This is a genomic window from Pigmentiphaga litoralis (assembly GCF_014651835.1).
GTDB classification, from domain to species: Bacteria; Pseudomonadota; Gammaproteobacteria; order Burkholderiales; family Burkholderiaceae_B; genus Pigmentiphaga; species Pigmentiphaga litoralis.
In genome coordinates this window covers 76874-100032 of sequence record NZ_BMXQ01000001.1, presented here as the reverse complement: position 1 = coordinate 100032, position 23159 = coordinate 76874, and the positions used below count along the sequence as shown (strand labels likewise).

Sequence of the window (23159 nt, the reverse complement as noted above, 5' to 3'; positions counted from 1 at the left end):
CGGTGACGGATGTTCGTGCTATTACGTATTCATGTACGGGGGTTATCGGCAGCGCTTTTCAGATCTGTAGCGCGATTCGTCGTCAGGCCACCTTCACCTGTTCAGCGATCGCCGTGCCACCCATGGCCGGATCCGACACGGAGTCCTTGCCGGTTTCCAGGCGGCCCGCAAAACGGCGGCTGTAACCGGCCGCGCCCGGCACGGTGACCGTAAAGTCGTACCAGCCGCCGCTGTCGGCCAGGGTCCAACTCTGCACGCCCTCGCCCTGCGGCGCGACGGACAGGGTCCACGGACCGTCGGTGCGATAGGCGTTGGACTTGATCGACACATTGGCCGCCGCCGAGCCGGTGTTGTGCACCTTGACCCAGACCTGGTTTTCGGCCGGCGCATAGCAGACCTGGACTTCGGGATTGGCGCCCGACGCCGCCACGGTACCCGTGAAATGGCGATGGAAACCGTTGGGCGCCAGCACCCACAGGTCGTACGCCCCCTTGTCGGCGGCCACGTCCCACGATCCCGTCAATTGTTTGCCGGCTTCGACCGTATACCGGCGTGGCACGGCGTCCAGATGCTTGCGGTCGTACACATGAAACACGGCGGCAGCGGCACCGCTGTTGGCAAAAATCAGGTCGACCTTGCCCGCGCCCACGGCAACCACGCTGCTGGTGTGGAGTTCGTACGGCAAGGCGCGCGACTTGCGGGTACCTGGCGCCTGCACAGGCAGCACGACCTGGGCCGATGGCGCCGGTGTCGTGGTCTTGCCAAGCGCGCGGCTGGCCGCGTCGCGGGTCGCGGTTTCCGGGAAGGTCTTGACCACGTCGTCGTCATTCGGGTTGACGAAGTTGAAGCACGAGGTCATGTCACCGACCACGGCACGGCGCCACGGGCTGATGTTGGGTTCCTTCACGCCGAAACGGGCTTCGACGAAGCGGATGGTCGAGGTCTGGTCGAAGACCTGCGAGTTCACCCAGCCGCCCTTGCTCCAGGGCGAGATGACGTACAGCGGCACGCGCGGGCCAAGGCCGTACGGACGATGCTTGTAGTTTTCGACCGCCTTGATGCCGCCGATGTCTTCGCCCAGGTATTCGTCGCTGGCGTCCACGGTGGTGGCGCCGGCCATCTGGGCAAGCGCCGGGCTGGCGTCGTACTTGAGATAGGACGGTGGCGCGGGTGGCGGCATGTGATCGAACAGGCCGTCGTTCTCATCAAAGTTCAGGATCAGGACCGTCTTGCTCCACACGTCGGGATTGGCGGTCAGCGCATCCAGCACTTGCGCCGTATACGCCGCGCCCTGGGCGGGGCTCGACGCGCTGGGGTGCTCCGAGCCCGACGAGGTGGCGCAGATCCAGCTGACCTTGGGCAGCTTGCCGGCAATCACATCGGCCTTGAGCAGGTCCAGGTCGCGCGTCTTGATACCCTTTTCGTACAAGGCCTGCTGGCGCGGCGTGCGGGTGGGTGACAAGGTCGGCGCGCTGGCGGCGTTGGCCTCGCGGAAGGTCTTGAAGCCAAACAGCGAGTTCAGGGCATAGAACTCTTTTTCATTGTTCTGATAGACCTGCCAGCTCACGCCTGCGTCTTCCAGGCGCTCGGCATACGTCACCCACGTGTAGCCCGCGGTGATGGCGCCATTGCGCAGCTGGTTGTACGAGTTGTCCACCGCCGGGCCGTTGTAGACGCCCGGCTTGCTGGCATCGTCCTTGCCATGGTTGGTGCCGGTGTACAGAAAGCAGCGGTTCGGATTGGTGCCCCCGCTGAACGAGCAGTGGTTCGCGTCGCCCACCGTAAACGCATTGGCCAGGGCGAACTGGAAGGGAATGTCTGCCTGCTTGTAATACACCATCGACGCCGGGCGCTTGTAGTCGGGCCAGTTGGTCATCTTGCCATCGTCCCAGGCCTCTTGTGCGTCGGGGAACAGATGCGGCGTGCCGGCCGTGCGGATCAACGCGAAGTTTTGCGTGGTGTCGTTGTGCTGCGGCGCCAGCACGCGCGGCGCGCCAGTCGCGGCCGTCTCGTACCGCTGGTACCAGACGGTCTTGTTGCTGAAGTCGGGCGAGTCGGCCACCGGAATCGGGAAGCGGTCGGCAAAGCCGCGCACGCCTTGCATCGTGCCGAAGTAGTGGTCGAACGACCGGTTTTCCTGCATGAAAATGACGATGTGTTCGACGTCCTGGATCGTGCCCGTACGGTTGTTGGCGGCAATGGCCAGGGCCTTGCGGATCGACGGCGGGAACATCGAGAACGCCATGGTCGCGCCTGCGGCAGTGGCGGTGTTGCGCAGGAAACGGCGGCGTGAAAGCGATTCGGTCATGGGGGATTCTTGTGATCAGGGCACGCCACAGGGCGTGCGGATGAAGGGGCAGGCAGGCTGAAGTCGAAGCGTGGGATCAGCCGTTGCAGGTCGGCAAACTTGGATCAGCCATCAGGTGTCGGCACGGGCCGGTCACGGCGCGCACTTCATTTGCGGCGCAGGGCTGGTCGCGGGCGTGCCGCCATTCGATGCGGAATCGTCGTCCCCTCCACAGGCAGTCAGGGTAAGGCAAAGCGGCAGCACCAGCGCCACCAGCAGGCGCGGCAGCGCGGCCTGGGGCACAGGGGACTGCGTGGATCGGACAAGGCGGGGCGTGGACATGTCGTGCGGTCTCCGGGACGGGTCGTGTTGTGTTAACAACAAGGCTCGCAGCGTAGACGTCCACTGTTGCATAAAAATGAACATGCTCATTAATGAGCGATGACGATTCACTGACGCCGCGCTGAACGCCTTGCCAGCGTCGAGCATCAAAGCGCGCTGCACCGCCAGACGCACATGACGACTCCCCTGCCCGGGTACCGCCAGAGCATCCTGAACAGGCGAAAAAAAAGAGGCCGAAGCCTCTTTCTTTTCTTACCCGATCACCAGGAATCAGTTCGACTCGCGGCTCGCGCGCTTGCGATCGTGTTCTTTCAGGTGACGCTTGCGCAGACGGATGTTCTTTGGCGTGATTTCCACCAGCTCGTCGTCGGCAATGAATTCCACTGCGTATTCGAGCGACATCTGGATCGTCGGCACCAGGCGCACGGCTTCGTCGGTACCCGACGCGCGCACGTTGGTCAGCTGCTTGCCCTTGATCGGGTTCACGACCAGGTCGTTGTCGCGGCTGTGGATACCGATGATCATGCCTTCGTACAGTGCATCGCCCGGCTTCACGAACATGCGGCCGCGATCCTGCAGCTTCCACAGTGCGTAGGCCACGGCATCGCCGTCGTCCTGGCTGATCAGCACGCCGTTGTGACGATCGCCCACGCCGCCTTCACGGACCGGTGCGTATTCGTCAAACACGTGGCTGGCAAGGCCAGTACCGCGCGTCAGCGTCATGAATTCGCCCTGGAAGCCGATCAGGCCACGTGCCGGCACGCGGTATTCCAGACGCGTGCGGCCCTTGCCGTCGGACGCCATGTCGAGCAGTTCGCCCTTGCGGCGGCCCAGCTCTTCCATCACGCCGCCCTGGTGAGCGTCTTCCAGGTCGATGGTCAGCAGTTCGAACGGCTCGTGCTTGACCCCGTCGATTTCCTTGAACACCACGCGCGGGCGCGACACGGCCAGCTCGTAGCCTTCACGGCGCATGTTTTCCAGCAGAATCGTCAGGTGCAGTTCGCCGCGGCCCGACACTTCAAAAATCGTATCGTCGCCGGTGTCACGCACACGCAGGGCCACGTTGGCCTTGAGTTCGCGGTCCAGACGTTCACGCAGCTGACGGCTGGTAATGAACTTGCCTTCACGGCCGGCCAGCGGCGACGTGTTCACGCAGAAGTTCATCGTCAGCGTCGGCTCGTCGACCTTCAGCATCGGCAGCGCGTCCTGGACGTCCGGTGCGCAAACGGTGCAGCCGATACCCAGTTCTTCGATACCGTTGATCAGCACGATGTCGCCCGCCTGGGCTTCATCAACGATCTCGCGTTCCAGGCCACGGAACTTCAGCACCTGGTTGATGCGGCCCTTGATTGGCGCGCTGTCGGGGCCGAACTTCACGACCACGTCCTGCAGCGCCTTGACCTTGCCGCGCGAGATGCGGCCCACGCCGATCTTGCCGACGTAGGTCGAGTATTCCAGCGAGATGATCTGCAGCTGCAACGGACCGTCGAGGTCGTCGTCACGCACTGGCACCTTGCTCAGGATCGTTTCGAACAGCGGCTTCATGTCGCCCGAACGCACGTCTTCGGTCAGGCCGGCATAGCCGTTCAGACCCGATGCGTAGACAATCGTGAAGTCCAGCTGTTCTTCGGTCGCGCCCAGCTTGTCGAACAAGTCGAAGGTCTGGTTGATGACCCAGTCAGGGCGCGCGCCCGGACGGTCCACCTTGTTGATCACGACGATGGGCTTGAGGCCCAGGGCCAGCGCCTTGCGCGTCACGAAACGCGTCTGGGGCATCGGGCCTTCAACGGCATCGACCAGCAGCAGCACGCCGTCGACCATCGACATGACGCGCTCGACTTCACCGCCGAAGTCCGCGTGTCCCGGGGTGTCGACGATGTTGATGTGCGTGCCTTCGTATTCCACGGCACAGTTCTTGGCCAGAATCGTGATCCCGCGTTCTTTTTCGAGATCGTTCGAGTCCATGATCCGCTCGCCCATCTGCTGGTTCTCGCGGAAGGTGCCGGATTGGCGAAGCAGCTGGTCCACCAGCGTGGTCTTGCCGTGGTCGACGTGAGCGATGATCGCTACGTTGCGCAGTGCGCGTGTCATGTCGTTTCCTTGAAAGAAATCAATCTGTCGGGCTGCAGCCAACCGCCTATGCAGCGTGCCGTTCCCAGAAATTTGCTGTCAGGGCCGTGCACACGCGCCCTTGTCAAAATCGTTTCCGCATCCGGCTCGGCGATCGCGTTGGCCTCGCCTGCCGTCTGCCCTGCTGTCTCGAACTGTAGTTTTTGGCCCTGCATGAACTTCGCTGCCCTGGCCTGATCGATGGTGACCACCGGCAGGGGCGCGAGCAGGGCTTCGATGGGCATCAACGCCGTCGCCGCCACCGTCAGTGCTTCAAGACCTTCCAGCGTGACGGCCTGGCTGATGTCGAAGCCCGCGGTGCGGGTCCTGCGCAACGCGCCAAGATGCGCGCCGCATCCCAGCATGCGACCGATATCCTGCGCCAATGTGCGGATATAGGTGCCCTTGCTGCAACTGACTTCCATCGAAAAACCGGATTCGGTGCAAGACAGCAATTGAATCGAAAAAATGGTGATGCGCCGCGTTTCGCGTTCCAGCTCGATGCCCTGCCGCGCATATTCGTACAGCGGCTTGCCATCGCGCTTGAGCGCCGAATACATCGGCGGCAACTGATCGATGCTACCGACGAAGCGTGACAGGACGGCGCGGATCTTTTCCTCGTCCACCGGGGCGTCGACCACCTGGCCGTCGTAGGTCACCGGCAGACCGGTCCGGTCGCCCGTATCGGTCTCTTCCCGCAGCACGACATCGGCCACGTAAGTCTTGTCGGCATGGAACATGTCGGCGGAAAACTTGGTGGCCTCGCCGAAACACAGGACCATCAGCCCGGTGGCGAACGGGTCAAGTGTTCCCGTGTGCCCCGCCTTGCGCGCATCCAGGATGCGCCTTGCCCGCTGCAGCGCGTGGTTGCTCGACAGGCCTTCTGGCTTGTCCAGCAACAACACACCGTCGAGCGCACACCCGCGTCGGGAAGCCATCGGAATCGTCGAGAAAAATGGACGCAGCGACGGCTTAGCCGCGCTGGTCGTCAGGGACGTGAGGTTCCGCCGGAGAAATCTCCAGACGCGCATCGTCGTCGGTCGAATCCATCGGGCTGGCAGGCATGATCTCATCGGCCAGCACGCCGGGCGTGTTGGCCTGGTTGATCAGGTGCGCCATGACCATGCCACGCGACCGTTGTTCGTCGAAGTGGAAATGCAGGGTCGGCACCGTGTGGATATGCAGGCGCTTGAACAACAGCGAATGCAGGTAACCGGCCTTTTCGTTCAGTGCCGCGACAGCGACGTCGGGTTCGGCGCCCAGCACCGTGAAATACACCTGGGCGTGGGCATAATCGGCCGACAGCTCGACTTCGCTGAGCGTGATCAATCCTGCACGCGAGATCGGGATCTCGCGCTGAATCATTTCGGCCAGATCCTTCTGGATCTGGTCGGCGAGCCGCAACAGGCGGCCGCCGGGGATTTTCTTCTGTTGCTTGTGACGACTCATCTTGATGGGCGGGACGCTTTTTACAGCGTACGCGCCACTTCCTTGACTTCAAACACTTCGAGCTGGTCACCCACCGCGATGTCGTTGTTGTTACGCAGCGTGATACCGCAATCGAAGTTCTGCTTCACTTCGCGGACGTCGTCCTTGAAGCGGCGGAGCGATTCGATTTCGCCAGTCCACTGCACCACGTTGTTGCGCAGCAGGCGAACCTGCGAACTGCGACGCACCAGGCCGTCGAGGACCATACAACCGGCGACGTTGCCGATACGGGACACCGCATAGACTTCGCGGATCTCGACCAGACCGATGATCTCTTCGCGTTTTTCTGGCGCGAGCATCCCGGACATGGCGGACTTCACTTCGTCGACCGCGTCGTAAATGATGTTGTAGTAACGCAGGTCCACGCCGTTGTTCTCGGCAAGCTTCTTGGACCCCGCGTCGGCACGCACGTTGAAGCCGATGATCACCGCCTTCGAGGCAATCGCCAGGTTGACGTCGCTTTCCGAGATGCCGCCCACGGCCGCATGCACGACCTGCACGCGGACTTCGTCGGTCGACAGCTTGGTCAGTGCCTGCACCAACGCTTCCTGCGAGCCCTGCACGTCGGTCTTGACGATCAGCGCCAGCGTCTGCACGCCTTCGCCGATGTTGTCGAACAGCGTTTCGAGCTTCAGTGCCTGCTGGCGAGCCAGCTTCACATCGCGGAACTTGCCCTGACGGAACATGGCGATTTCACGCGCCTTGCGCTCGTCGCTCAGCACGATCAGTTCGTCGCCCGCGGCCGGCACGTCGGTCAGACCCTGGATTTCCACCGGGATCGACGGACCTGCTTCGTTGATCGGCTTGCCCAGTTCGTCCAGCATCGCACGGACGCGGCCGAAGCTTGCGCCTGCCAGCACCACATCGCCGCGCTTGAGCGTACCGCTCTGCACGAGGATGGTGGCGACTGGACCGCGGCCCTTGTCGAGCTTGGCTTCGATGACCAGACCCTTGGCGGCGGTGGTGACCGGCGCTTTCAGTTCCAGCACTTCGGCTTGCAGCAGCAGTTGTTCGATCAGGTCGTCGATACCGGCGCCGGTCTTGGCGGACACACCCACGAAAGGAGCGTCACCACCGTACTCTTCCGGCACGACTTCTTCGGCAACCAGTTCCTGCTTCACGCGTTCCAGGTTGGCATCGGGCTTGTCGATCTTGTTGATGGCAACAACGATCGGCACGCCTGCTGCCTTGGCATGGTGAATGGCTTCCTTCGTCTGCGGCATCACGCCGTCGTCGGCGGCCACCACCAGAATCACGATGTCCGTCGCCTTGGCGCCGCGAGCACGCATGGCCGTGAAGGCCTCGTGACCCGGGGTGTCCAGGAAGGTGACCATGCCGCGCTCGGTCTGCACGTGGTACGCGCCGATGTGCTGCGTGATCCCGCCGGCTTCGCCCGACGCAACCTTGGCGCGACGGATGTAGTCCAGCAGCGAGGTCTTGCCGTGGTCGACGTGGCCCATGACGGTCACGACCGGCGCACGAGGCATCTCGGTCACTTCCGACGACACGGCCGCTTCGTCGAGGAAGGCTTCCGGATCGTCCAGCTTCGCGGCGATTGCGGTGTGGCCGAGTTCTTCGACCACGATCATGCCGGTTTCCTGATCCAGCACCTGGTTGATGGTGACCATCTGGCCCATCTTCATCAGGACCTTGATCACTTCCGCTGCCTTCACGGCCATCTTGTGGGCGAGATCGGACACGGAAATGGTTTCCGGCACGTGCACTTCACGCACGATGCTTTCAGCAGCCGGCGCCGAGCGGTTGTCCTGCTGATGACGGCTCTTGCCGCGACCACCCCCACGCCAGCCGTCGCGGCTGGTGCCCGAGGATGCGTCGCCGCGTGTCTTGAGCGCCTTCTTGCGCGCAGCGTCTTCCGACCAGGTCGAGGCCACGGCGCCGGTCTTGATGACCTTCTTGCCAGGCGCTGCGGGCTTGTCGTCTTTCTTGACGGCTTCCTTGGTTTCCTGGCCTGGCTTGGTGGCAGGCTTGTGCAAGGTACCGGCGATCGGTGCAGCCGGGGCGGCAGGCGCAGCCGGCGGCGTCGGCGCAGGCGCATGCAGCACCTTGTTGCGCGGACGGCTCAGCATCTGGCGCAACGCGGCGGCTTCGGCTTCTGCAGCCTGGCGGGCGTTGGCGCGCACTTCCTGCGCCTTGGCGTCCGCCTTGCGGATTTCGTCGGCGTTCTTGCGGGCCTCGTCGGCCTTGATACGCGCGGCTTCCGCACTGGAAACCGCCTTGTTCACTACGACATCGCTCACTGCAGCCCCTCCCTCGGGCGTGGCAGGCTGGGTGGAATTGACCGGGGTCGCCGGAGCGGGCTGGGCCTGCTCACGGGCGGCAGCGGCCGCAGCAGCGGCTTCTGCTTCCTTGGCGGCGCGCTCGGCGGCCTCGGCTGCAACGCGGGCCTGTTCTTCCGCTTCGCGCAGCCGTGCTTCGGCTTCTTGCTGTTCCCGGGCTTCGGCTTCGGCGCGTGCCTTGGCTTCGGCTTCTTCCTTGGCCTGGCGTTCAGCCTCGCGCGCCAGCAGCGCGCCATCGTCTTCCTCGGGCAGCACGGCAACGTCGTCCTCGCGCACGGCGGCGCCAGCATCGAGTTCCGTACCATCCGGATTGTCACGCTTGATGAACACGCGCTTCTTGCGAACTTCCACCTGGATGGTGCGTGCCTTGCCCGTGGCGTCCGACTGCTTGATCTCGGACGTTTGCTTGCGAGTCACCGTGATCTTCTTGCCTTCGGTGGCGCCGTGGGCACGGCGCAACGATTCGAGCAGTTGTGCCTTGTCGCTTTCGGTGACGGTATCGTCGACCGACTTGATGCTTACACCAGCGGCGCGCAATTGATCCAACAGCACGTTTGCAGGCAGTTTCAGCTCGGTGGCGAACTGGGCGACAGTGTTACTCGACATTCGTTTCTCTTCCCCGGTGTGGCTGATCGACGCTATAGACAAATTCAAGCCTGTTCGAACCAGTGCGCACGCGCACGTACGATCAATTGCTTGGCTTCTTCTGCATCGATGCCGGTCAATTCGGTAAGCTCATCGACGGACAAATCCGCCAGATCGTCTCGGGTGAACACCTGACCGGTAGCCAGACTGGCCGCCAGTTCGGGGGTCACACCTTCGAGCGTGAGCAAATCCTGCGCCGTCTCGACCCGCTCTTCCTGAGCAATCGCTTCAGTGAGCAGTGCATTGCGAGCGCGATTGCGCAATTCGTTGATGGTGTCCTCATCGAAGGCCTCGATCTCGAGGAGCTCCTGGATGGGCACATAGGCAATTTCTTCCAGACCCGTGAAACCTTCCGAGATCAGGATGTCGGCGACTTCTTCGTCGACGTCCAGCTTGCTCATGAAAGTATCGCGCAGCGCGGTCTGTTCCTGCTGCTGCTTGGCCTGGCTTTCGTCCGGCGTCATGATGTTGATCTGCCAGCCGGTCAGTTCGGACGCCAGGCGCACGTTCTGGCCGCTGCGGCCGATCGCGATCGCAAGGTTGTCCTCGTCCACCACGACGTCCATCGCATGGCGGTCTTCGTCGACCACGATCGATTGCACGTTGGCCGGCGCGAGCGCGCCAATCACGAACTGTGCGGGATCTTCCGACCACAGGACGATGTCGACCTGTTCGCCACCCAATTCGTTGCGGACGGCCTGCACGCGCGAACCGCGCATGCCGACACATGTACCGATAGGATCGATACGGCGGTCATGGGCCACCACGGCGATCTTGGCGCGCACGCCCGGATCCCGCGCAGCACCCTTCAGTTCGAGCAGACCCTGCTCGATTTCCGGCACTTCGTTTTCGAACAGCTGACGGATGAAGTCAGGCGCCGAACGCGACAGAATGACTTGCTGGCCACGGGCCTGGCGATCGATGCGGGCCAGGTAGGCACGCACGCGGTCACCGATCCGCAGGTTTTCCTTGGGGATCATCTCGGAACGCGGCAGGCGGGCTTCCACCTTGCCGATTTCGATGATGGCATCGCCCTTGTCCATACGCTTGATCGAACCCGAGACGATGGACTCGCCACGCTCAAGAAAGTCGTTCAGGAGCTGTTCACGTTCCGCATCACGAATCCGCTGCAGGATGACCTGCTTGGCGGCCTGCGCACCGATCCGGCCGAATTCGATCGGCTCGAGCGCTTCTTCGATGAACTCTTCGAGTTCGATCTCGGGCTCGACGTCGCGCGCTTCCGACAGCAGGATCTGCTGGTCGGGCAGCTGCAGACCGGCTTCGTCGGGCACGACCTGCCAGCGACGGAACGCTTCGTGGTCGCCCGAATCGCGATCGATCGCAACGCGGATGTCCACTTCTTCTTTGTAGAGCTTCTTCATGGCGGAAGCCAGCGCACTTTCGAGCGCGCCGAACACCACGTCGCGCGTGACGTTCTTTTCGCGCGCCAGTGCGTCCACCAACAACAGAATCTCGCGGCTCATTGTTTTTTGCCCCTGAAATTCAGAACCGGATCCAGTTTTGCACGCTCGAGTTCATCGATCGTGAAATTCAACACCTGGATGTCGCCTTCCTTTGCTTCGAATTCGATGCCGAATACCTCGGCTCCTTGTACTTCTTGATTCGGTGCTGCCGCATCGGCGCCTTCGCCCGTCACGGACTCCGGCGCAACGAGCGTGCCGGTAAAAACCTTGCGTCCATTGAACGGCAGGCGCAGCTTGATTTCAGCGCGCTCACCCGCAAAACGGATGAAATCCTTGGCGCGGCGCAGCGGCCGGTCGGTGCCGGGCGAGCCGACTTCGAGCCGTGAATAGTCGATGTTTTCGACTTCGAACACACGCGACAGCTGCTTGGAGACCGCTTCGCAGTCTTCAATGCGCACGCCTTCGTCGCGGTCAATCGTCACGCGCAGCAGACCGCCGCCGGCGCGTTCCACGTCGACCAGTTCGACCCCCAGTCCTGCCAGGGATTGTTCCGTAAGCTCGAAAATATCTGCCATGCCTTATCGTGCGATCTAGTGGTGCGACTTGCATCGCAAACCTGAAAACCAAAAAAAAATGGGCTGTACTGTCCAGCCCATTTTGCGACCTTGCCTAAGCTCGATACGCCGCAATCGCCAGCCCGGATTCCGGACCCCGTTGCGCGTGTCACCCGCCGCCCCTGACAACTTGCCATCGCGTAGCCATACCCCGGCCGCACGTCTGTCAGCGACCCGTCTTGAAGCGTCGCGGTATTCAACGCGCCGCACGATCCGGGTACTGTCGCAAGGTTCTGTCCGTATTCTGGGGAATATCGGGGCAGCTCCACCACTCCGCAACTGTGTTTTTTTACAACACTGGAGTCAGCGCGAAGCGGGAACTGCCTGAACGCTGGGCCAACGGAGATGGCCGCGAGGGCAGATGCTGCTGCCCGGACCCTCTCCAGATCGGTGTTCCGGAAAGCTTGATCGCTCGATGCACGCAGTACCCTGTGCAGAGCGACTTTCCTGAACCACGACCCAGCCCGTGACGCTTGAGTCCGGAAGAGATCCAAAGAACGCATTTCCATGTATCGATGACCATGTATCGATCACCACACACCGATAACCATCTACCGGTATTTTCAATACAGCATTTCGGAAATCCATTCTTCCAGATCCAAACCCCGGAAGTGCCGACGGCTTCGCAAGCCCCTTTTCCATCCCTGCCCGGATTGCATCAAATGCAGCAATCAGCTGTTGGCATTGGGAAGCGGGTGCTTAGCTTGTTGATCATAAGCCATTTGGACCTATTTTTCAAGTCATGCGTGCTTCCCGGTCATATATCCCAGCCAGGGCGAACGACACCATGCGCCCTGGCGACCCACCGTCCGCCAGACGTGTCAGCTGCGACCGCGGCGGGCACGAGGCGCACCGGCAAAGGCCAGCTGGGATTCGTGCGCGGCGGCGCCGCGAGGCTGGGCCTCGTCGCCGCCAGCACGCGCACCACCGGCTGCGCTGCGCGGGCCTCGGCCGGCGCTCTTGCTCGGCGCGCGGGCGCCACGCGGACCCCCGGCGGCCGAACGCGGCCCGGCGGGGCCGTTACCCCCAGCGCCCGCACCCGCGCCCCGACCCCGCGGTGCGCGGGCTTCGGCAGGCGCCGCGTTGCCGGCTTCAGCACGAGGCTTGGCCGAACGCTTGCGGGCGCCCTTCACGGGTTCAGCATAAGGGTGATTGGCCGGAACCGCGCCCTGCCCCCGGCCCACATGGGCGCCTGGCCCACGCTTGGGACCACGGCGCGCAGGCGTGCCCGGCGCCTCGCGACTCGGGCGTGCGCCGCCCACGTGCGGATGGCCATTGGCCAGACCGCCCGCGAAACTGACGCCCGTGCCGTACGGGTCGGACGGGAAGGCCTGGCCTGCCAGCGGGCTGGCCGCCGACCGCGGTGCGCCACGCGCCCCGCCCTGCACCTGACCGCGGCGGCCGACGCGCGCGCCATGCATGCCGTTCTGGTCCAGCGTGCCATAGCCCGGAGGCAAGGCGCCTTCATGCGACAGCGGCTGCGCACTGCGGCCATTGCGGCGGCCGCCGGCTTCGTCGTCGTCGCCGCGGATCAGACCCAGCTGGACCTGCATGGCGGTGACCATGGTGGCGTCGAGTTCTTCCCAACGGCCGCGGCGCAGCGCGCGCGGCAGCGTGACGTCGCCAAAGCGGGTGCGCAGCAGACGGCTGACGATCACGCCCAGCGATTCGAACATACGGCGCACTTCGCGGTTGCGCCCTTCCTGCAGGGTGACGCGGTACCAGCGGTTGCTGCCTTCGCCGCCCAGGTAGTCCAGGGCGCCGAACGCGGCCATGCCGTCCTCGAGCTCGATGCCGGTCAGCAGCGATTCGCGCTGTTCTTCGGTCATTTCGCCCAGCACGCGGACCGCGTATTCGCGTTCCATGCCATAACGGGGGTGCAGCATGCGGTTGGCCAGGTCACCCGACGTCGTGAAGATCAACAGGCCTTCGGTGTTCAAGTCCAAACGGCCGACCGAAATCCACTTGCCGCTCTTGATCTTGGGCAGGCGCGAAAACACCGTTGCGCGGCCTTCCGGATCGTCTTGCGTGACGATTTCGCCAGCCGGCTTGTGATAGAGCACCACGCGCGGCGGCCGCGACAGATTGCGGCGCACCACCAGCTTGCCGTTGACGCGCACGTTGTCATTCGGGGACACGCGCTGGCCGATGTGGGCCGGCTCGCCGTTGACCGACACTCGGCCCGCCACGATCAGCTCTTCCATCTCGCGGCGCGAACCGATGCCGGCATCGGCCAGCACCTTGTGCAGCTTGGGGACCACGGCGTCGCTGGACAGGTACTTGCCCAGGCGGCGCTTCAGATCCGGCGCCTTGTCGAGGAAGGACAAGGCCTGTTCGGCTTCCTTCTCGGCGGCGCGCAGTTCGTCTGGCGACAGGTCCGGACCGGCAACGTCCAGGTCTTCGCCCCCCGTCACGGCCACGACAGCAGGCGCTGCGCGACCCCGCGTCTTGGCGGGCGCACGGCGGCCATTGCGGGCCGGCGCGGCGGCATCTTTCTGTTCTTTGTGTTCTTTCTGTGCTGCGGCAGCACGCGGGCCACGCGGCTTGCGGCGGTTCTGCACCGGGGCGGCGGCGGCTTCGCCCTCGCCTGCAGCGGCCGGTGCGGCGGCAGCCGCTTCGGCGCCGTCGGCGGCGCCTGCGGCGGCTTCATCGGCCGGCCGGCGGCGGCGGAACGGCGTGCGCAGATTGCGCCGACCGCGGGCCTTCTCGGGCGCGCCAGCGTTCCGGCCCTCGCCAGTGGCGTCGGGCGCGCTCGTGGCGTCGCTCTTGGGACCTTCAGGGATGTCGTTCATGTTTTAGGACTTATCGTTCTTGCCAGTCTGGCGTAAAGAGGATCGTCGTCCTCGGCATCGGGCGCCACAGTGGGCGCGTCGGCACGAGGCTCGGCGACATCGGACTCCGGCCCGTCCTGCAGGGCGCCTGCTTCCTCGGGCGACTCGGTCGCATCCGTAGCAGGGGCCTCGTCAGGCATCGTAGGTCCGGAGACCGAAGTGACAGGAGTGGCGGCGCCGACAGCATCGTCGGCGGCGTCAGGAGATTCGGGGTCGGCGCCAGGAGCGTCGACGGCGTTCTGTTCGGTAGTGCGTGATACGGCGTCGGGCTCGACGTCGGGCGCTGCGCCGACCTCGGCACCGGTGCCCGCCTCGGCGTCCAACAGCGACCCGGGTGCCGGATTTTCCAGCGCCAGACCGTCGACCTGGTTGGCCTCGGCGTCCATGTCGGCGTCAACATCGGCAGGGGCCTGCATCGCGCCGTCGATGGCGACGGCATCATCCGCCCTACCGGCGTCTGCGTCCGCCGCCGGCTCGAAGGCAAGGCCTTCGGGCTCGCCAAGCCCGCTCAGTGCGGCCACGGCTTCGGTGGTTTCCAGCGGAGGCAATTCGTCCAGCGCCTTCAGGCCCAGGTCATCCAGGAAGTGCCGGGTCGTACCGAACAAGGCAGGCCGGCCCGGCGCGTCACGGTGACCGATCACTTCGATCCAGTCCCGGTCTTCCAGCGCCTTGATCACCTGCGTCGAGACGGTCACCCCACGGATTTCTTCGATATCACCCCGCGTGACCGGCTGGCGATACGCCACGATGGCCAGCGTTTCCATGACCGCCCGCGAATACCGCGGCGGCTTTTCCGGACTCAGGCGCTCCAGGTACGGCCGCATCGACAGGCGGCTCTGAAAGCGCCATCCACTGGACAAGGCCACCAGTTCGATCCCCCGGTCCTGCCAGGCGATGCGGATGTCGTCGAGCAGGCCGCGCAGGGTGTCATTGCCCACTTCGTCGGCAAACAGCTTGCGCAATTCGTAAAGCTGGAGGGGTTCCTGCGCGCATAACAGCGCGGTTTCCAGAACGAGTCGTGCCTCGCTGGTATTCATGTGCGTTTGATCAAACGAGCGTCATCCGTACAAGGTGAAATACGGTTCGAATAGCATTCAGCCATTGATGCGCCGGGGCCTTGCGATCCCCTGGCGCCCAGCCCGCGAACAGGCCGCAGGTGCAGGCCGGTCTCGCATGGCGAGTCGCATGCTGAACAAGATGTCGTTGGGTGCGTGTGCCGTAGCAGCCGCTGGATACCGGACTGAGCCTGGACGTCGGGCCGAGCCTGAACTTCGGGGACCACGTTCGGGAGCGTGATCAGGCGAGGTGCCTGGGCCGGGCGATTGCCCGGTGCCGGTAGAGGCCTTACCCAGGCGATCCGGATCGGACCGGGCCACAGGAAAGGCGCAACACCTCGTACAGCGAATCCTAGTGTAGCCTCAGCGAGGCAATGCCACAAGCACTGTCCCACCCCTCCGTTGCAGCCACCAGGAGTCCCATGCTCGCCCTGACCACCACCGCCGCCCTGTTCGCACTGACGGCCCTTGCCGAAATCGTTGGCTGCTACCTGCCCTGGCTGGTGCTCAAACAGGGCAAGCCGCTGTGGCTGCTGGTGCCGGCGGCGGCATCGCTGGCCTTGTTTGCCTGGCTGCTGACGCTGCACCCGACCGCGGCGGGACGCACCTATGCCGCCTATGGCGGCGTGTATATCGTCGTGGCCCTGCTGTGGTTGTGGCGGGTGGATGGCGTGGCGCCCACCCGTTGGGACGTGGCCGGCGGCGTGGTTGCCCTGGCCGGAATGGCCATCATCATGCTGCAACCCGACGCCGGCTGACCGGTTCGGGGCAACAACGGGCCGACGGCCGGCTGCCCCTTCGCGCTACGGACGATTATTCCGTGAAATCGCCCGTTCCAAGGGGCACGATGCCCGTCGTAGGCGTGCTGCTGGCTTCGCCGGCCGCCTTTAGAATCTCTTCACGTCCGTGCTTGAACGCCGCGAGCAGGTCGTCGTCGCTACGGCTGGCCGCGCCGAAATGTTCTTCGAGCACGTCGCCCGAAATCTCGAATTCCTGGCTCTTGCGGCCTTCGAACCTTGCAGTGAACCGCACTGCCCCATCCAAAACGGTGGGCTGAACCTCTCTTGCCAGTTCTGTCGTCATTGTTGTCACTCCATTAAGACAGGGCCTCGCGCTGCCCCGTTGCCTGCAGAGTCTCCACTCTAGGCCGGTGGCTGGTGACAGTCCATGTGCTTGCTGTAAAGCCCGGTGTCAGGTGCAACCGGTAAATACCTTCCGATGGGCGCCTACGGGACTACACCAAGGCTTGCGCCCAAGACAACCCCGACCGCCATTCGCCTGCTGCAGCGTCTTATTTGCGCCATGGGCAAGGCCAGTGTTTGCTAGGGCCACCGCCCCCCGGCACAATTGCCGAGGGTGTAAGCCCGTATCAAGAAAAGGATTGAGATGGCCATGTTGGGTCTGCGCGGCAAATCGCTGGTCGCGCTGTTGTTGAGTTGTGCGCTTGCCTTGATTCCGGCGGCGTTCATTGCCTGGCAGGGGGTCGAGACGGTACGGAACCACTTTGGCCTGGCCTATGCCCGCAATCACACCCTGCTCCATCGCGAACAGATTTTTGCGCCCGTGTCGCGGGAACTGGCGCTGGCCACCCGCCTGGCCAATTCGGTCGTCACCCGCCGCTGGCTGTCCAACCTGGACGATGCCGCAGCGCGCGACGTCTTCTTCGAAGAAGCCGAAGGCTACCGTGCCGACCTGCGGGACCACTCCTACTTCGTGGCCGACAGCCAGGGCAATTACTACTATAACGACAGCAAGGCGCCGGTCTCTACCGCGCCGCGCTACACCACGTCGCCCGACAAGGTCAGCGACAACTGGTACTACGCGACGATGCGCAGTCCGGATCGCTACAACATCAATGTCGAGCTCAGCGCCCAGCTCAAGATCACCAACGTCTGGTTCAACGTGGCCGTGCACGACGGCGCGCGCCGCCTGGGTGTCGTGGGCACCGGCCTGAACCTGAGCAACTTCCTGAACGATTTCCTTGCCACCACCGAAAGTGGCGTCACCCCGATCATCATCGACCGCAATGGCGCGATCCAGGCCCATCCGGACACCAGGCGCATTGCCTACGGGTCGGTGTCCGAAAAGCCGACCGAACGGCAGACGGCGTTCGGCCTGCTTGCATCCGACGCCGAACGGGCGTCCTTGCGCACCGCCATGGCAGCCGCCGAAGCCCGGCCTGCCAACCCGGTGGACCTATGGGCGACGGTAGACGGCAAGCGCCAGCTGCTGGTGCTGGCCTATATCCCGGACCTGCGCTGGCACGTGCTGTCGGTGGTGGACCTGCGCGCCGCCCAGGTGATCGACCCGGGCTGGGCAACGCAGGCGCTGATCGCCTTCGTGCTGCTGTTGGCCGCCCTGCTGATCGTGTTCGGTTATGCGGTGGAACGCCTGGTGCTCAAGCCGCTGCGCCGCCTGCAGCAATCGGCGCAGGCGATCAGCGCCGGACGGTACGACACCGCCCTGCCCGACGACACCGACGACGAAATCGGCGAATTGAGCCGCGCGTTCGGCGCCATGGCCGCCAAGGTGCAGACGCACACCGCCGAACTTGAGGAACGCGTGCGCGAGCGCACCCTGGAACTGCAGACGGCCAATACCAACATGGCGGCGGCCCACAAGCAGATCGACGATTCGATCGACTATGCCAGCCTGATCCAGCGGGCCATCCTGCCCGACCGGCAGATGGTGCAATCACTGGGCGCCCATCACTTCGTCATGTGGCACCCCCGCGATGTCGTGGGCGGCGACTTCTACGTGTTCCTGCCCGACGGCGACAACTGCCTGCTGGGCGTCGTGGACTGCGCGGGCCACGGCGTGGCCGGCGCGCTCATGACCATGCTGGCGCGCGCTGCGATCGACCATGCGATCAAGGAAGTGGGCGCGCGCGACCCGGCCGCCATCCTTGCGCGCACCGACGCCGCCATGCGCGCCATGCTGCAGGACACTGAAATGCCGCGGTCCCTGGCCACCAATATGGACGCCGGCCTCGTGTATGTCGACCGCGCGTCGGGCCTGGCGCACTTTGCCGGCGCCAAGATGTCGCTGTACGCCAGCGACGGCGTCACCACCCAGGAATTCCCGGGCGGACGCCGCGCGCTGGGCGAGCGCCGCGTGGGCGAATACACCAATACGGTCACCGAACTGTCGGGCCGGACCTTCTACCTGATTACCGACGGCGTGCTGGACCAGGCCGGTGGCGAACACGGCTATGGCTTTGGCAACCGCCGCTTTGCGGAACTGCTGCAGTCGATCGCCGGCGAGTCCCTGCAGGATCAGGCCGCTGCGGTTGAGCAGGCCTTGGTAAACTACCGCGGGGATCTTCCGCAACGCGACGACATCACCATTCTGTCCTTCCGATTTGAATGAGCCCAACTTCCAAACAGACCGGAGCGTCCATGGATTCGACTGACTTGTTCGCCATGCGCGAAATGTTCAATCGCCAGCACATCATGCTGTGCTTCAACGGCCCGATTTCGCGCAGCCTGATCGAAGAGATCGGCAATGCCCTGAAGAATTATCTGCAGGCGGAACACGCGCAACCGTCGGCCGCCATGGACGTGTTCGGCACCTATATCGAAATGACGCAGAACATCCGTCATTACGCCGTCGAACATGGCTACCAGGAACACGAGGCGGCCGCCACGGTGGTGGTTGCCCGGGATGACGCCGATCACTACGTGGTGTCGGCGGGCAATCTGGTGGAACGTGACGATGGCCGCGCCCTGCTGCAACGCGTGGAAGCCCTGGCGGGGCTGGACAAGGCGCAGCTCAAGGCCAGCTACAAGGAACAGCTGCGCAAGCCGCGCGACGCGGGCGCAAGCAGCGGCGCGGGGCTTGGCCTCATCGACATGGCGCGTAAATCGAGCGCCCCCCTGACGGCAAGCCTGCGTGAGACCCCCGACGGCCGCGCCTTTTTCAGTCTGCGCGCGATCATCTGACCCATTCAAAAGCGAACCGCATGAGTAACCTGACCATCCCTGGCAGCCAGTCGACCCCGGAAATCACGGCCGACTGGGACGCCGGCCTGCTGAGTATGCAAGGCGATTCCTATCCCGAGAATTCGTTCGAGCTGTTCGGTCCGGTCATCGACTGGGTCGAGCGCTTCGTTGCCGACTGCGACAAGCCGCTGCGGCTCGAACTGCGCCTGCTGTACCTGAACACCAGCAGCATCCGCGCCGTCATGGACATTTTTGACACACTGGAAGAAGCGCACCAGCGCGGGCGCGACGTGGCCGTGAACTGGCATTACGATCACCGTAATGAACGGGTGGCCGAACTCGCCGAAGAGTTCAAGGAAGACTGCAGCTTCCCGTTTTCCATCGTTTCCTATTCCTGAGTTTCCTATTCCTAAGGCCAGCCCGATCCGCCATGCCCCGCGACAATTCGGCTTTTGACGAACGCATCGAGCAATTGCTGGCGGATCCTGCCCACAGCGACCACCCCCTGCGCCGCGCGCTCGGCGAGCTGTGGCAAGTGCACCTGGAAGAGCGCTATCGGCTGGAACGCGTCACGCACCTGTCCGACGCCTACCAGCAACTGGCGCGGCAGCGCGAAACCCACCTGGGTGAACGGTTCAACAAGCAGCTGCGCCAGCTGGAAAAGCTGGCGCGCATTTCCGACCGCTATCAGCAGATGATGCGCGACCTGAACCTGGCCCTGAACGAAGCGTCCAACCGCGACGTGCTGACCGGCCTGGGCAATCGCCGCCTGCTGATGGACCGGCTCAAAGAAGAATCCGAACGCGCCACGCGGCGGGGCCAGGGGTATGCGCTGGCGATGCTCGACGTCGACCAGTTCAAGCAGGTGAACGACACCCACGGCCACGAAACCGGCGACCGCGTCCTGATCGCAATCGCCACCACCTTGCAGGCGGGCCTGCGGGAATACGACCTCTGCGGCCGGTGGGGCGGCGAAGAATTCCTGGTGCTGCTGCCCGAGACGACGGCGGCCGAAGGCCTGGTCGTCATGGAGCGGGTGCGCCAGAACATTGCCGAACTGGCCGTTCGCACCGACAACGACGCGATCTGCGTGACCGCCAGCATCGGCGTCAGCCAGCATGTGCCCGGCGAAACCTTTTCCCTGACGATCAAACGGGCCGACGCGGCGCTGCTGGACGCCAAACGGCATGGCCGGAACCGGGCTGTCGTGGCCACGGCATCGGGCTGATACGGTGTCATCGACCCCGACACCCGACTCGAGCCACGACGCCGCGCAGGATCCCCGTGCCACGCAACGGCTTGCCGCCCTGGCCTGCTATGACGTGCTCGACACGCCACGGGAAGCCTCGTTCGACGAACTGGCCGAGCTTGCCGCCGACCTGTGCGACGCGCCGATCGCCGCCGTCAACCTGATCACCGGCAATCGCCAGTTCTTCAAGGCAGAGGTCGGCCTGGGCGTGCGCGAGACGCCGCTGGACAGCTCGTTCTGCATCCATGCGTTGCAGGAAGATGACTTCCTGCTGGTGCCCGACGCCACGCAAGATGCGCGTTTTGCCTGCAATCCGCTGGTCACGGGCGAACCAAGACTGCGCTTCTACGCCGGAGCCCTGCTCAAGACTGCCGAGGGCGTGCCCATCGGCACCCTGTGCGTGCTGGACTATCAGCCGCGTTCCCTGACGGCCCTTCAGCAGAAGTCGCTACGCGTGCTTGCCCGCCAGGTCATGGCGCAACTGGACCTGCACCGCGAGATCCTGGAGCGCGATCGCCGCTACGACGAACTGACCCGCACCCGCAATGAAGCCGTCGATAGCGTGGCGCGGTTTCGCAACATGGCGGATCACGCACCCGTCATGCTGTGGGTGACCGATGCCGACGGCGCGTGCACCTACCTGAACCAGCGATGGTACGAATTTACCGGCCAGACGCCGGACAAGGCCGTCGGCCTGGGGTGGCTGACGGCGACCCATCCCGAAGACAGCCAGCGTAGCAGTCAGATTTTCCTGGACGCCAACGCCACGCGCACGCCGTTCCGGCTGGAATACCGCCTGCGGCATGCCGATGGGTCCTACCACTGGGCGATCGATGCGGCCTTGCCGCGCTTTGGCGCCGATGGCACGTTCCTGGGGTACATCGGCTCGGTCATCGACATCCAGGACCGCCGACATGCCGAAGAGCAGCTGACCCGAAGCGAGGCGCGCTACCGCACCTTGTTCGAGTCGATCGAATCCGGGTTCTGCGTGGTCGAAGTCGACCTGTCGGGCGATCTCGTGGATTACCGGGTGGTCGAGGCCAATCCGGCCTTTTTCGAGCAGACCGGGTTTCCGCAGGCCATCGTGAACCAATGGCTGCGCAAGGCCCTGCCCGAGCTGGAAGAGCACTGGTACGACGTCTACGGCCGCGTCGCCCGGACGGGCGAGCCCATGCGCTTCGAACAAGGGTCGGCCACGCTGGAACGCTGGTTCGACGTGTTTGCGTTCCGCACCGGCGACACGAGCGAAGGCCGTGTCGCCATCCTGTTCAATGACATCTCGGCCCGCCGCAGGGCCGAAGAAGCCCTGCAGCGGCTCAACGAAACTCTGGAACAGCAGGTCGTGGAACGGACGGCCGAGCGCGACCAGATGTGGGACACGTCGCCGGACCTGATGCTGGTCAGCGACTTCAGTGGCGTGTTCCGGCGCGTCAATCCGGCCTGGACCGCGATGCTGGGGTATGCGGCTGCAGAGCTGATCGGGCGCCACGTGACGGAATTTGTCGCGACCGACGACCACGAGAGCACGATCGATGCCTATCGTGCGGCCGCTGCCGGCGGACGCCCGACCATCGTCAACCGATATCGGCACAAAGACGGCTCCATTCGCTGGATTTCATGGGTATCGGCTCCCGCCAGCGACGTCACGTACGCCACCGGACGCGACCTCACGGCCGAACGCGAGCAGGCGCTGGCCCTGGCGCACACCGAAGAACAGCTGCGGCAGGCGCAGAAAATGGAGGCCGTGGGCCAGTTGACGGGCGGCATCGCGCACGACTTCAACAATCTGCTGACAGGCGTCATCGGCTCTCTGGACCTGCTGCAGCGCCAGATGGCGCGGGGGCAGACCGACAAGCTGGCGCGCTATGCCACTGCCGCCACGACATCCGCCAATCGCGCGGCGGCCCTGACCCACCGCCTGCTTGCGTTCTCGCGCCGGCAGCCGCTGGACCCCAAGGCGGTCAACGCCAACCGCCTCGTGAGCGGGATGGAAGACCTGCTGCGCCGGACCATAGGCGAAAACATCGCGTTGGAGATCGTGACGGCCGGCGGGCTGTGGCAATCCATGTGCGATCCGCACCAACTGGAAAGCGCGGTGTTGAACCTGGTGATCAACGGGCGGGACGCCATGCCCGACGGCGGCACCCTGACCATCGAAACGTGCAACGCCCATATCGACCTGGCCTATGCCGCGCGCCTGGGCAACGTGCGCCCGGGCCAGTATGTCTGCGTGTGCGTGACTGACACCGGCACGGGCATGACCAAGGACACGATCGCGCGCGCGTTCGAGCCCTTCTTCACGACCAAGCCCATCGGCCAGGGCACCGGCCTGGGGCTGTCCATGATCTACGGGTTTGCGCGCCAGTCCGAGGGCTACGCAAAGATCTATTCGGAAGTCGGCCGGGGCACCACCGTCAAGCTGTACCTGCCGCGCTTCCATGGCGACGCGGACAGCATGGATGACGAGCAGGGTGGCTTGAGCGCCGCGCAGGGCGTCGTTTCGGGCGAGGTGGTGCTGGTCATCGAAGATGAGACCGTGGTGCGCGACCTGGTCGTGGAAGTGCTGCAGGACCTGGGCTACCAGACCATGGAAGCCGCCGACGGTCCGTCGGGCCTGAAGCTGCTGCTGTCCGGCGCGCGCGTTGACCTGTTGATTACCGACATGGGCCTGCCTGGACTCAACGGCCGGCAGGTCGTCGACGCAGCGCGCGTGCATCGGCCCACGCTCAAGGTGCTGTTCATGACCGGCTACGCCGAAAACGCCACGATCGCGAACGGCTTCCTGGAGCCCGGCATGCAGATGATCACCAAGCCGTTCGCGGTGGACGCCTTGATATTACGGGTACGGGACATGATCAAGGGTTGATCATGTCCCGT

17 protein-coding genes are annotated in these 23159 nt (G+C 64.3%); 6 read left to right on the top strand and 11 right to left on the bottom strand.

Going from position 1 to position 23159, the window contains the following annotated elements; translation table 11 throughout:
- Window positions 1-82 precede the first annotated feature (82 nt).
- From IE116_RS00420 to scpB, 10 genes are all read right to left on the bottom strand, one after another.
- On the bottom strand, window positions 83-2308 hold the full coding sequence (locus IE116_RS00420) for a phosphocholine-specific phospholipase C (RefSeq protein ID WP_189608827.1): 2226 nt from the start codon (window positions 2306-2308) through the stop codon (window positions 83-85).
- 132 nt (window positions 2309-2440) lie between these two features.
- The gene (locus tag IE116_RS00415; protein ID WP_189608825.1) at window positions 2441-2629 is read right to left on the bottom strand and encodes a hypothetical protein; all 189 of its coding nucleotides are present in this window, start codon (window positions 2627-2629) and stop codon (window positions 2441-2443) included.
- A 270-nt stretch (window positions 2630-2899) separates the two neighbouring features.
- On the bottom strand, window positions 2900-4720 hold the full coding sequence (gene typA / locus IE116_RS00410) for a translational GTPase TypA (protein WP_189608823.1): 1821 nt from the start codon (window positions 4718-4720) through the stop codon (window positions 2900-2902).
- Window positions 4717-5676: a tRNA pseudouridine(55) synthase TruB gene (gene truB, locus IE116_RS00405; RefSeq protein WP_189608821.1), complete on the bottom strand. Its 960-nt coding sequence runs from the start codon at window positions 5674-5676 to the stop codon at window positions 4717-4719. The genes typA and truB overlap by 4 nt, the downstream gene beginning before the upstream one ends.
- A gap of 34 nt (window positions 5677-5710) precedes the next feature.
- On the bottom strand, window positions 5711-6187 hold the full coding sequence (gene rbfA / locus IE116_RS00400; protein ID WP_189608819.1) for a 30S ribosome-binding factor RbfA: 477 nt from the start codon (window positions 6185-6187) through the stop codon (window positions 5711-5713).
- 20 nt (window positions 6188-6207) lie between these two features.
- Window positions 6208-9129 carry a translation initiation factor IF-2 gene (gene infB, locus IE116_RS00395; RefSeq protein ID WP_189608817.1) on the bottom strand — a complete coding sequence of 974 codons (2922 nt, stop codon included), beginning with the start codon at window positions 9127-9129 and terminating at the stop codon, window positions 6208-6210.
- 44 nt (window positions 9130-9173) lie between these two features.
- Window positions 9174-10652 carry a transcription termination factor NusA gene (gene nusA / locus IE116_RS00390; protein WP_189608815.1) on the bottom strand — a complete coding sequence of 493 codons (1479 nt, stop codon included), beginning with the start codon at window positions 10650-10652 and terminating at the stop codon, window positions 9174-9176.
- The gene (gene rimP / locus IE116_RS00385; RefSeq protein ID WP_189608814.1) at window positions 10649-11167 is read right to left on the bottom strand and encodes a ribosome maturation factor RimP; all 519 of its coding nucleotides are present in this window, start codon (window positions 11165-11167) and stop codon (window positions 10649-10651) included. The genes nusA and rimP overlap by 4 nt, the downstream gene beginning before the upstream one ends.
- A gap of 860 nt (window positions 11168-12027) precedes the next feature.
- Window positions 12028-13998 carry a 23S rRNA pseudouridine(2605) synthase RluB gene (gene rluB / locus IE116_RS00380; RefSeq protein ID WP_189608811.1) on the bottom strand — a complete coding sequence of 657 codons (1971 nt, stop codon included), beginning with the start codon at window positions 13996-13998 and terminating at the stop codon, window positions 12028-12030.
- Window positions 13995-15074: an SMC-Scp complex subunit ScpB gene (gene scpB / locus IE116_RS00375; protein WP_189608810.1), complete on the bottom strand. Its 1080-nt coding sequence runs from the start codon at window positions 15072-15074 to the stop codon at window positions 13995-13997. The genes rluB and scpB overlap by 4 nt, the downstream gene beginning before the upstream one ends.
- Before the next feature lie 440 nt (window positions 15075-15514).
- Between scpB and IE116_RS00370 the strand changes: the two genes are divergently transcribed.
- Window positions 15515-15850 (top strand): YnfA family protein, encoded by a 336-nt coding sequence (locus tag IE116_RS00370; RefSeq protein WP_189608808.1) that lies wholly within the window; start codon window positions 15515-15517, stop codon window positions 15848-15850.
- Between the two features lie 55 nt (window positions 15851-15905).
- On the opposite strand, the gene IE116_RS00365 is transcribed toward IE116_RS00370, so the two are convergent.
- Window positions 15906-16175: a DUF1488 family protein gene (locus tag IE116_RS00365; RefSeq protein WP_189608806.1), complete on the bottom strand. Its 270-nt coding sequence runs from the start codon at window positions 16173-16175 to the stop codon at window positions 15906-15908.
- 309 nt (window positions 16176-16484) lie between these two features.
- Here IE116_RS00365 and siaA point away from each other — a divergent pair, with 309 nt between their 5' ends.
- Genes siaA through IE116_RS00340 form a run of 5 tightly spaced genes read left to right on the top strand, consistent with a single transcriptional unit; the run spans window position 16485 to window position 23148 of the window.
- Complete coding sequence (siaA, locus tag IE116_RS00360) at window positions 16485-18461, top strand: biofilm regulation protein phosphatase SiaA (protein ID WP_308428190.1); 1977 nt, start codon at window positions 16485-16487, stop codon at window positions 18459-18461.
- A 29-nt stretch (window positions 18462-18490) separates the two neighbouring features.
- Window positions 18491-19033 (top strand): biofilm regulation protein kinase SiaB, encoded by a 543-nt coding sequence (siaB, locus tag IE116_RS00355; RefSeq protein ID WP_189608802.1) that lies wholly within the window; start codon window positions 18491-18493, stop codon window positions 19031-19033.
- Window positions 19034-19053: 20 nt separating this feature from the next.
- Window positions 19054-19431, top strand: a complete 378-nt coding sequence (siaC, locus tag IE116_RS00350) for a biofilm regulation phosphoprotein SiaC (protein ID WP_189608800.1) — start codon at window positions 19054-19056, stop codon at window positions 19429-19431.
- A 32-nt stretch (window positions 19432-19463) separates the two neighbouring features.
- Window positions 19464-20261, top strand: coding sequence for a biofilm regulation diguanylate cyclase SiaD (siaD, locus tag IE116_RS00345; protein ID WP_189608798.1), 798 nt, complete (start codon window positions 19464-19466; stop codon window positions 20259-20261).
- 4 nt (window positions 20262-20265) lie between these two features.
- Entirely contained in the window at window positions 20266-23148 is a 2883-nt protein-coding gene (locus tag IE116_RS00340; RefSeq protein WP_229827933.1) for a PAS domain S-box protein, read from the top strand.
- Window positions 23149-23159: the final 11 nt, after the last annotated feature.

Bases quoted from the DNA above. Each gene is read 5' to 3' on its own strand.
- typA (WP_189608823.1), bottom strand. From the start codon at position 4,720: ATGACACGCGCACTGCGCAACGTAGCGATCATCGCTCACGTCGACCAC.
- siaA (WP_308428190.1), top strand. From the start codon at position 16,485: ATGTTGGGTCTGCGCGGCAAATCGCTGGTCGCGCTGTTGTTGAGTTGT.
- IE116_RS00420 (WP_189608827.1), bottom strand. From the start codon at position 2,308: ATGACCGAATCGCTTTCACGCCGCCGTTTCCTGCGCAACACCGCCACT.
- infB (WP_189608817.1), bottom strand. From the start codon at position 9,129: ATGTCGAGTAACACTGTCGCCCAGTTCGCCACCGAGCTGAAACTGCCT.
- rimP (WP_189608814.1), bottom strand. From the start codon at position 11,167: ATGGCAGATATTTTCGAGCTTACGGAACAATCCCTGGCAGGACTGGGG.
- siaB (WP_189608802.1), top strand. From the start codon at position 18,491: ATGGATTCGACTGACTTGTTCGCCATGCGCGAAATGTTCAATCGCCAG.
- siaC (WP_189608800.1), top strand. From the start codon at position 19,054: ATGAGTAACCTGACCATCCCTGGCAGCCAGTCGACCCCGGAAATCACG.
- IE116_RS00365 (WP_189608806.1), bottom strand. From the start codon at position 16,175: ATGACGACAGAACTGGCAAGAGAGGTTCAGCCCACCGTTTTGGATGGG.
- scpB (WP_189608810.1), bottom strand. From the start codon at position 15,074: ATGAATACCAGCGAGGCACGACTCGTTCTGGAAACCGCGCTGTTATGC.
- rbfA (WP_189608819.1), bottom strand. From the start codon at position 6,187: ATGAGTCGTCACAAGCAACAGAAGAAAATCCCCGGCGGCCGCCTGTTG.
- nusA (WP_189608815.1), bottom strand. From the start codon at position 10,652: ATGAGCCGCGAGATTCTGTTGTTGGTGGACGCACTGGCGCGCGAAAAG.
- IE116_RS00370 (WP_189608808.1), top strand. From the start codon at position 15,515: ATGCTCGCCCTGACCACCACCGCCGCCCTGTTCGCACTGACGGCCCTT.
- rluB (WP_189608811.1), bottom strand. From the start codon at position 13,998: ATGAACGACATCCCTGAAGGTCCCAAGAGCGACGCCACGAGCGCGCCC.
- truB (WP_189608821.1), bottom strand. From the start codon at position 5,676: ATGGCTTCCCGACGCGGGTGTGCGCTCGACGGTGTGTTGTTGCTGGAC.
- IE116_RS00415 (WP_189608825.1), bottom strand. From the start codon at position 2,629: ATGTCCACGCCCCGCCTTGTCCGATCCACGCAGTCCCCTGTGCCCCAG.
- siaD (WP_189608798.1), top strand. From the start codon at position 19,464: ATGCCCCGCGACAATTCGGCTTTTGACGAACGCATCGAGCAATTGCTG.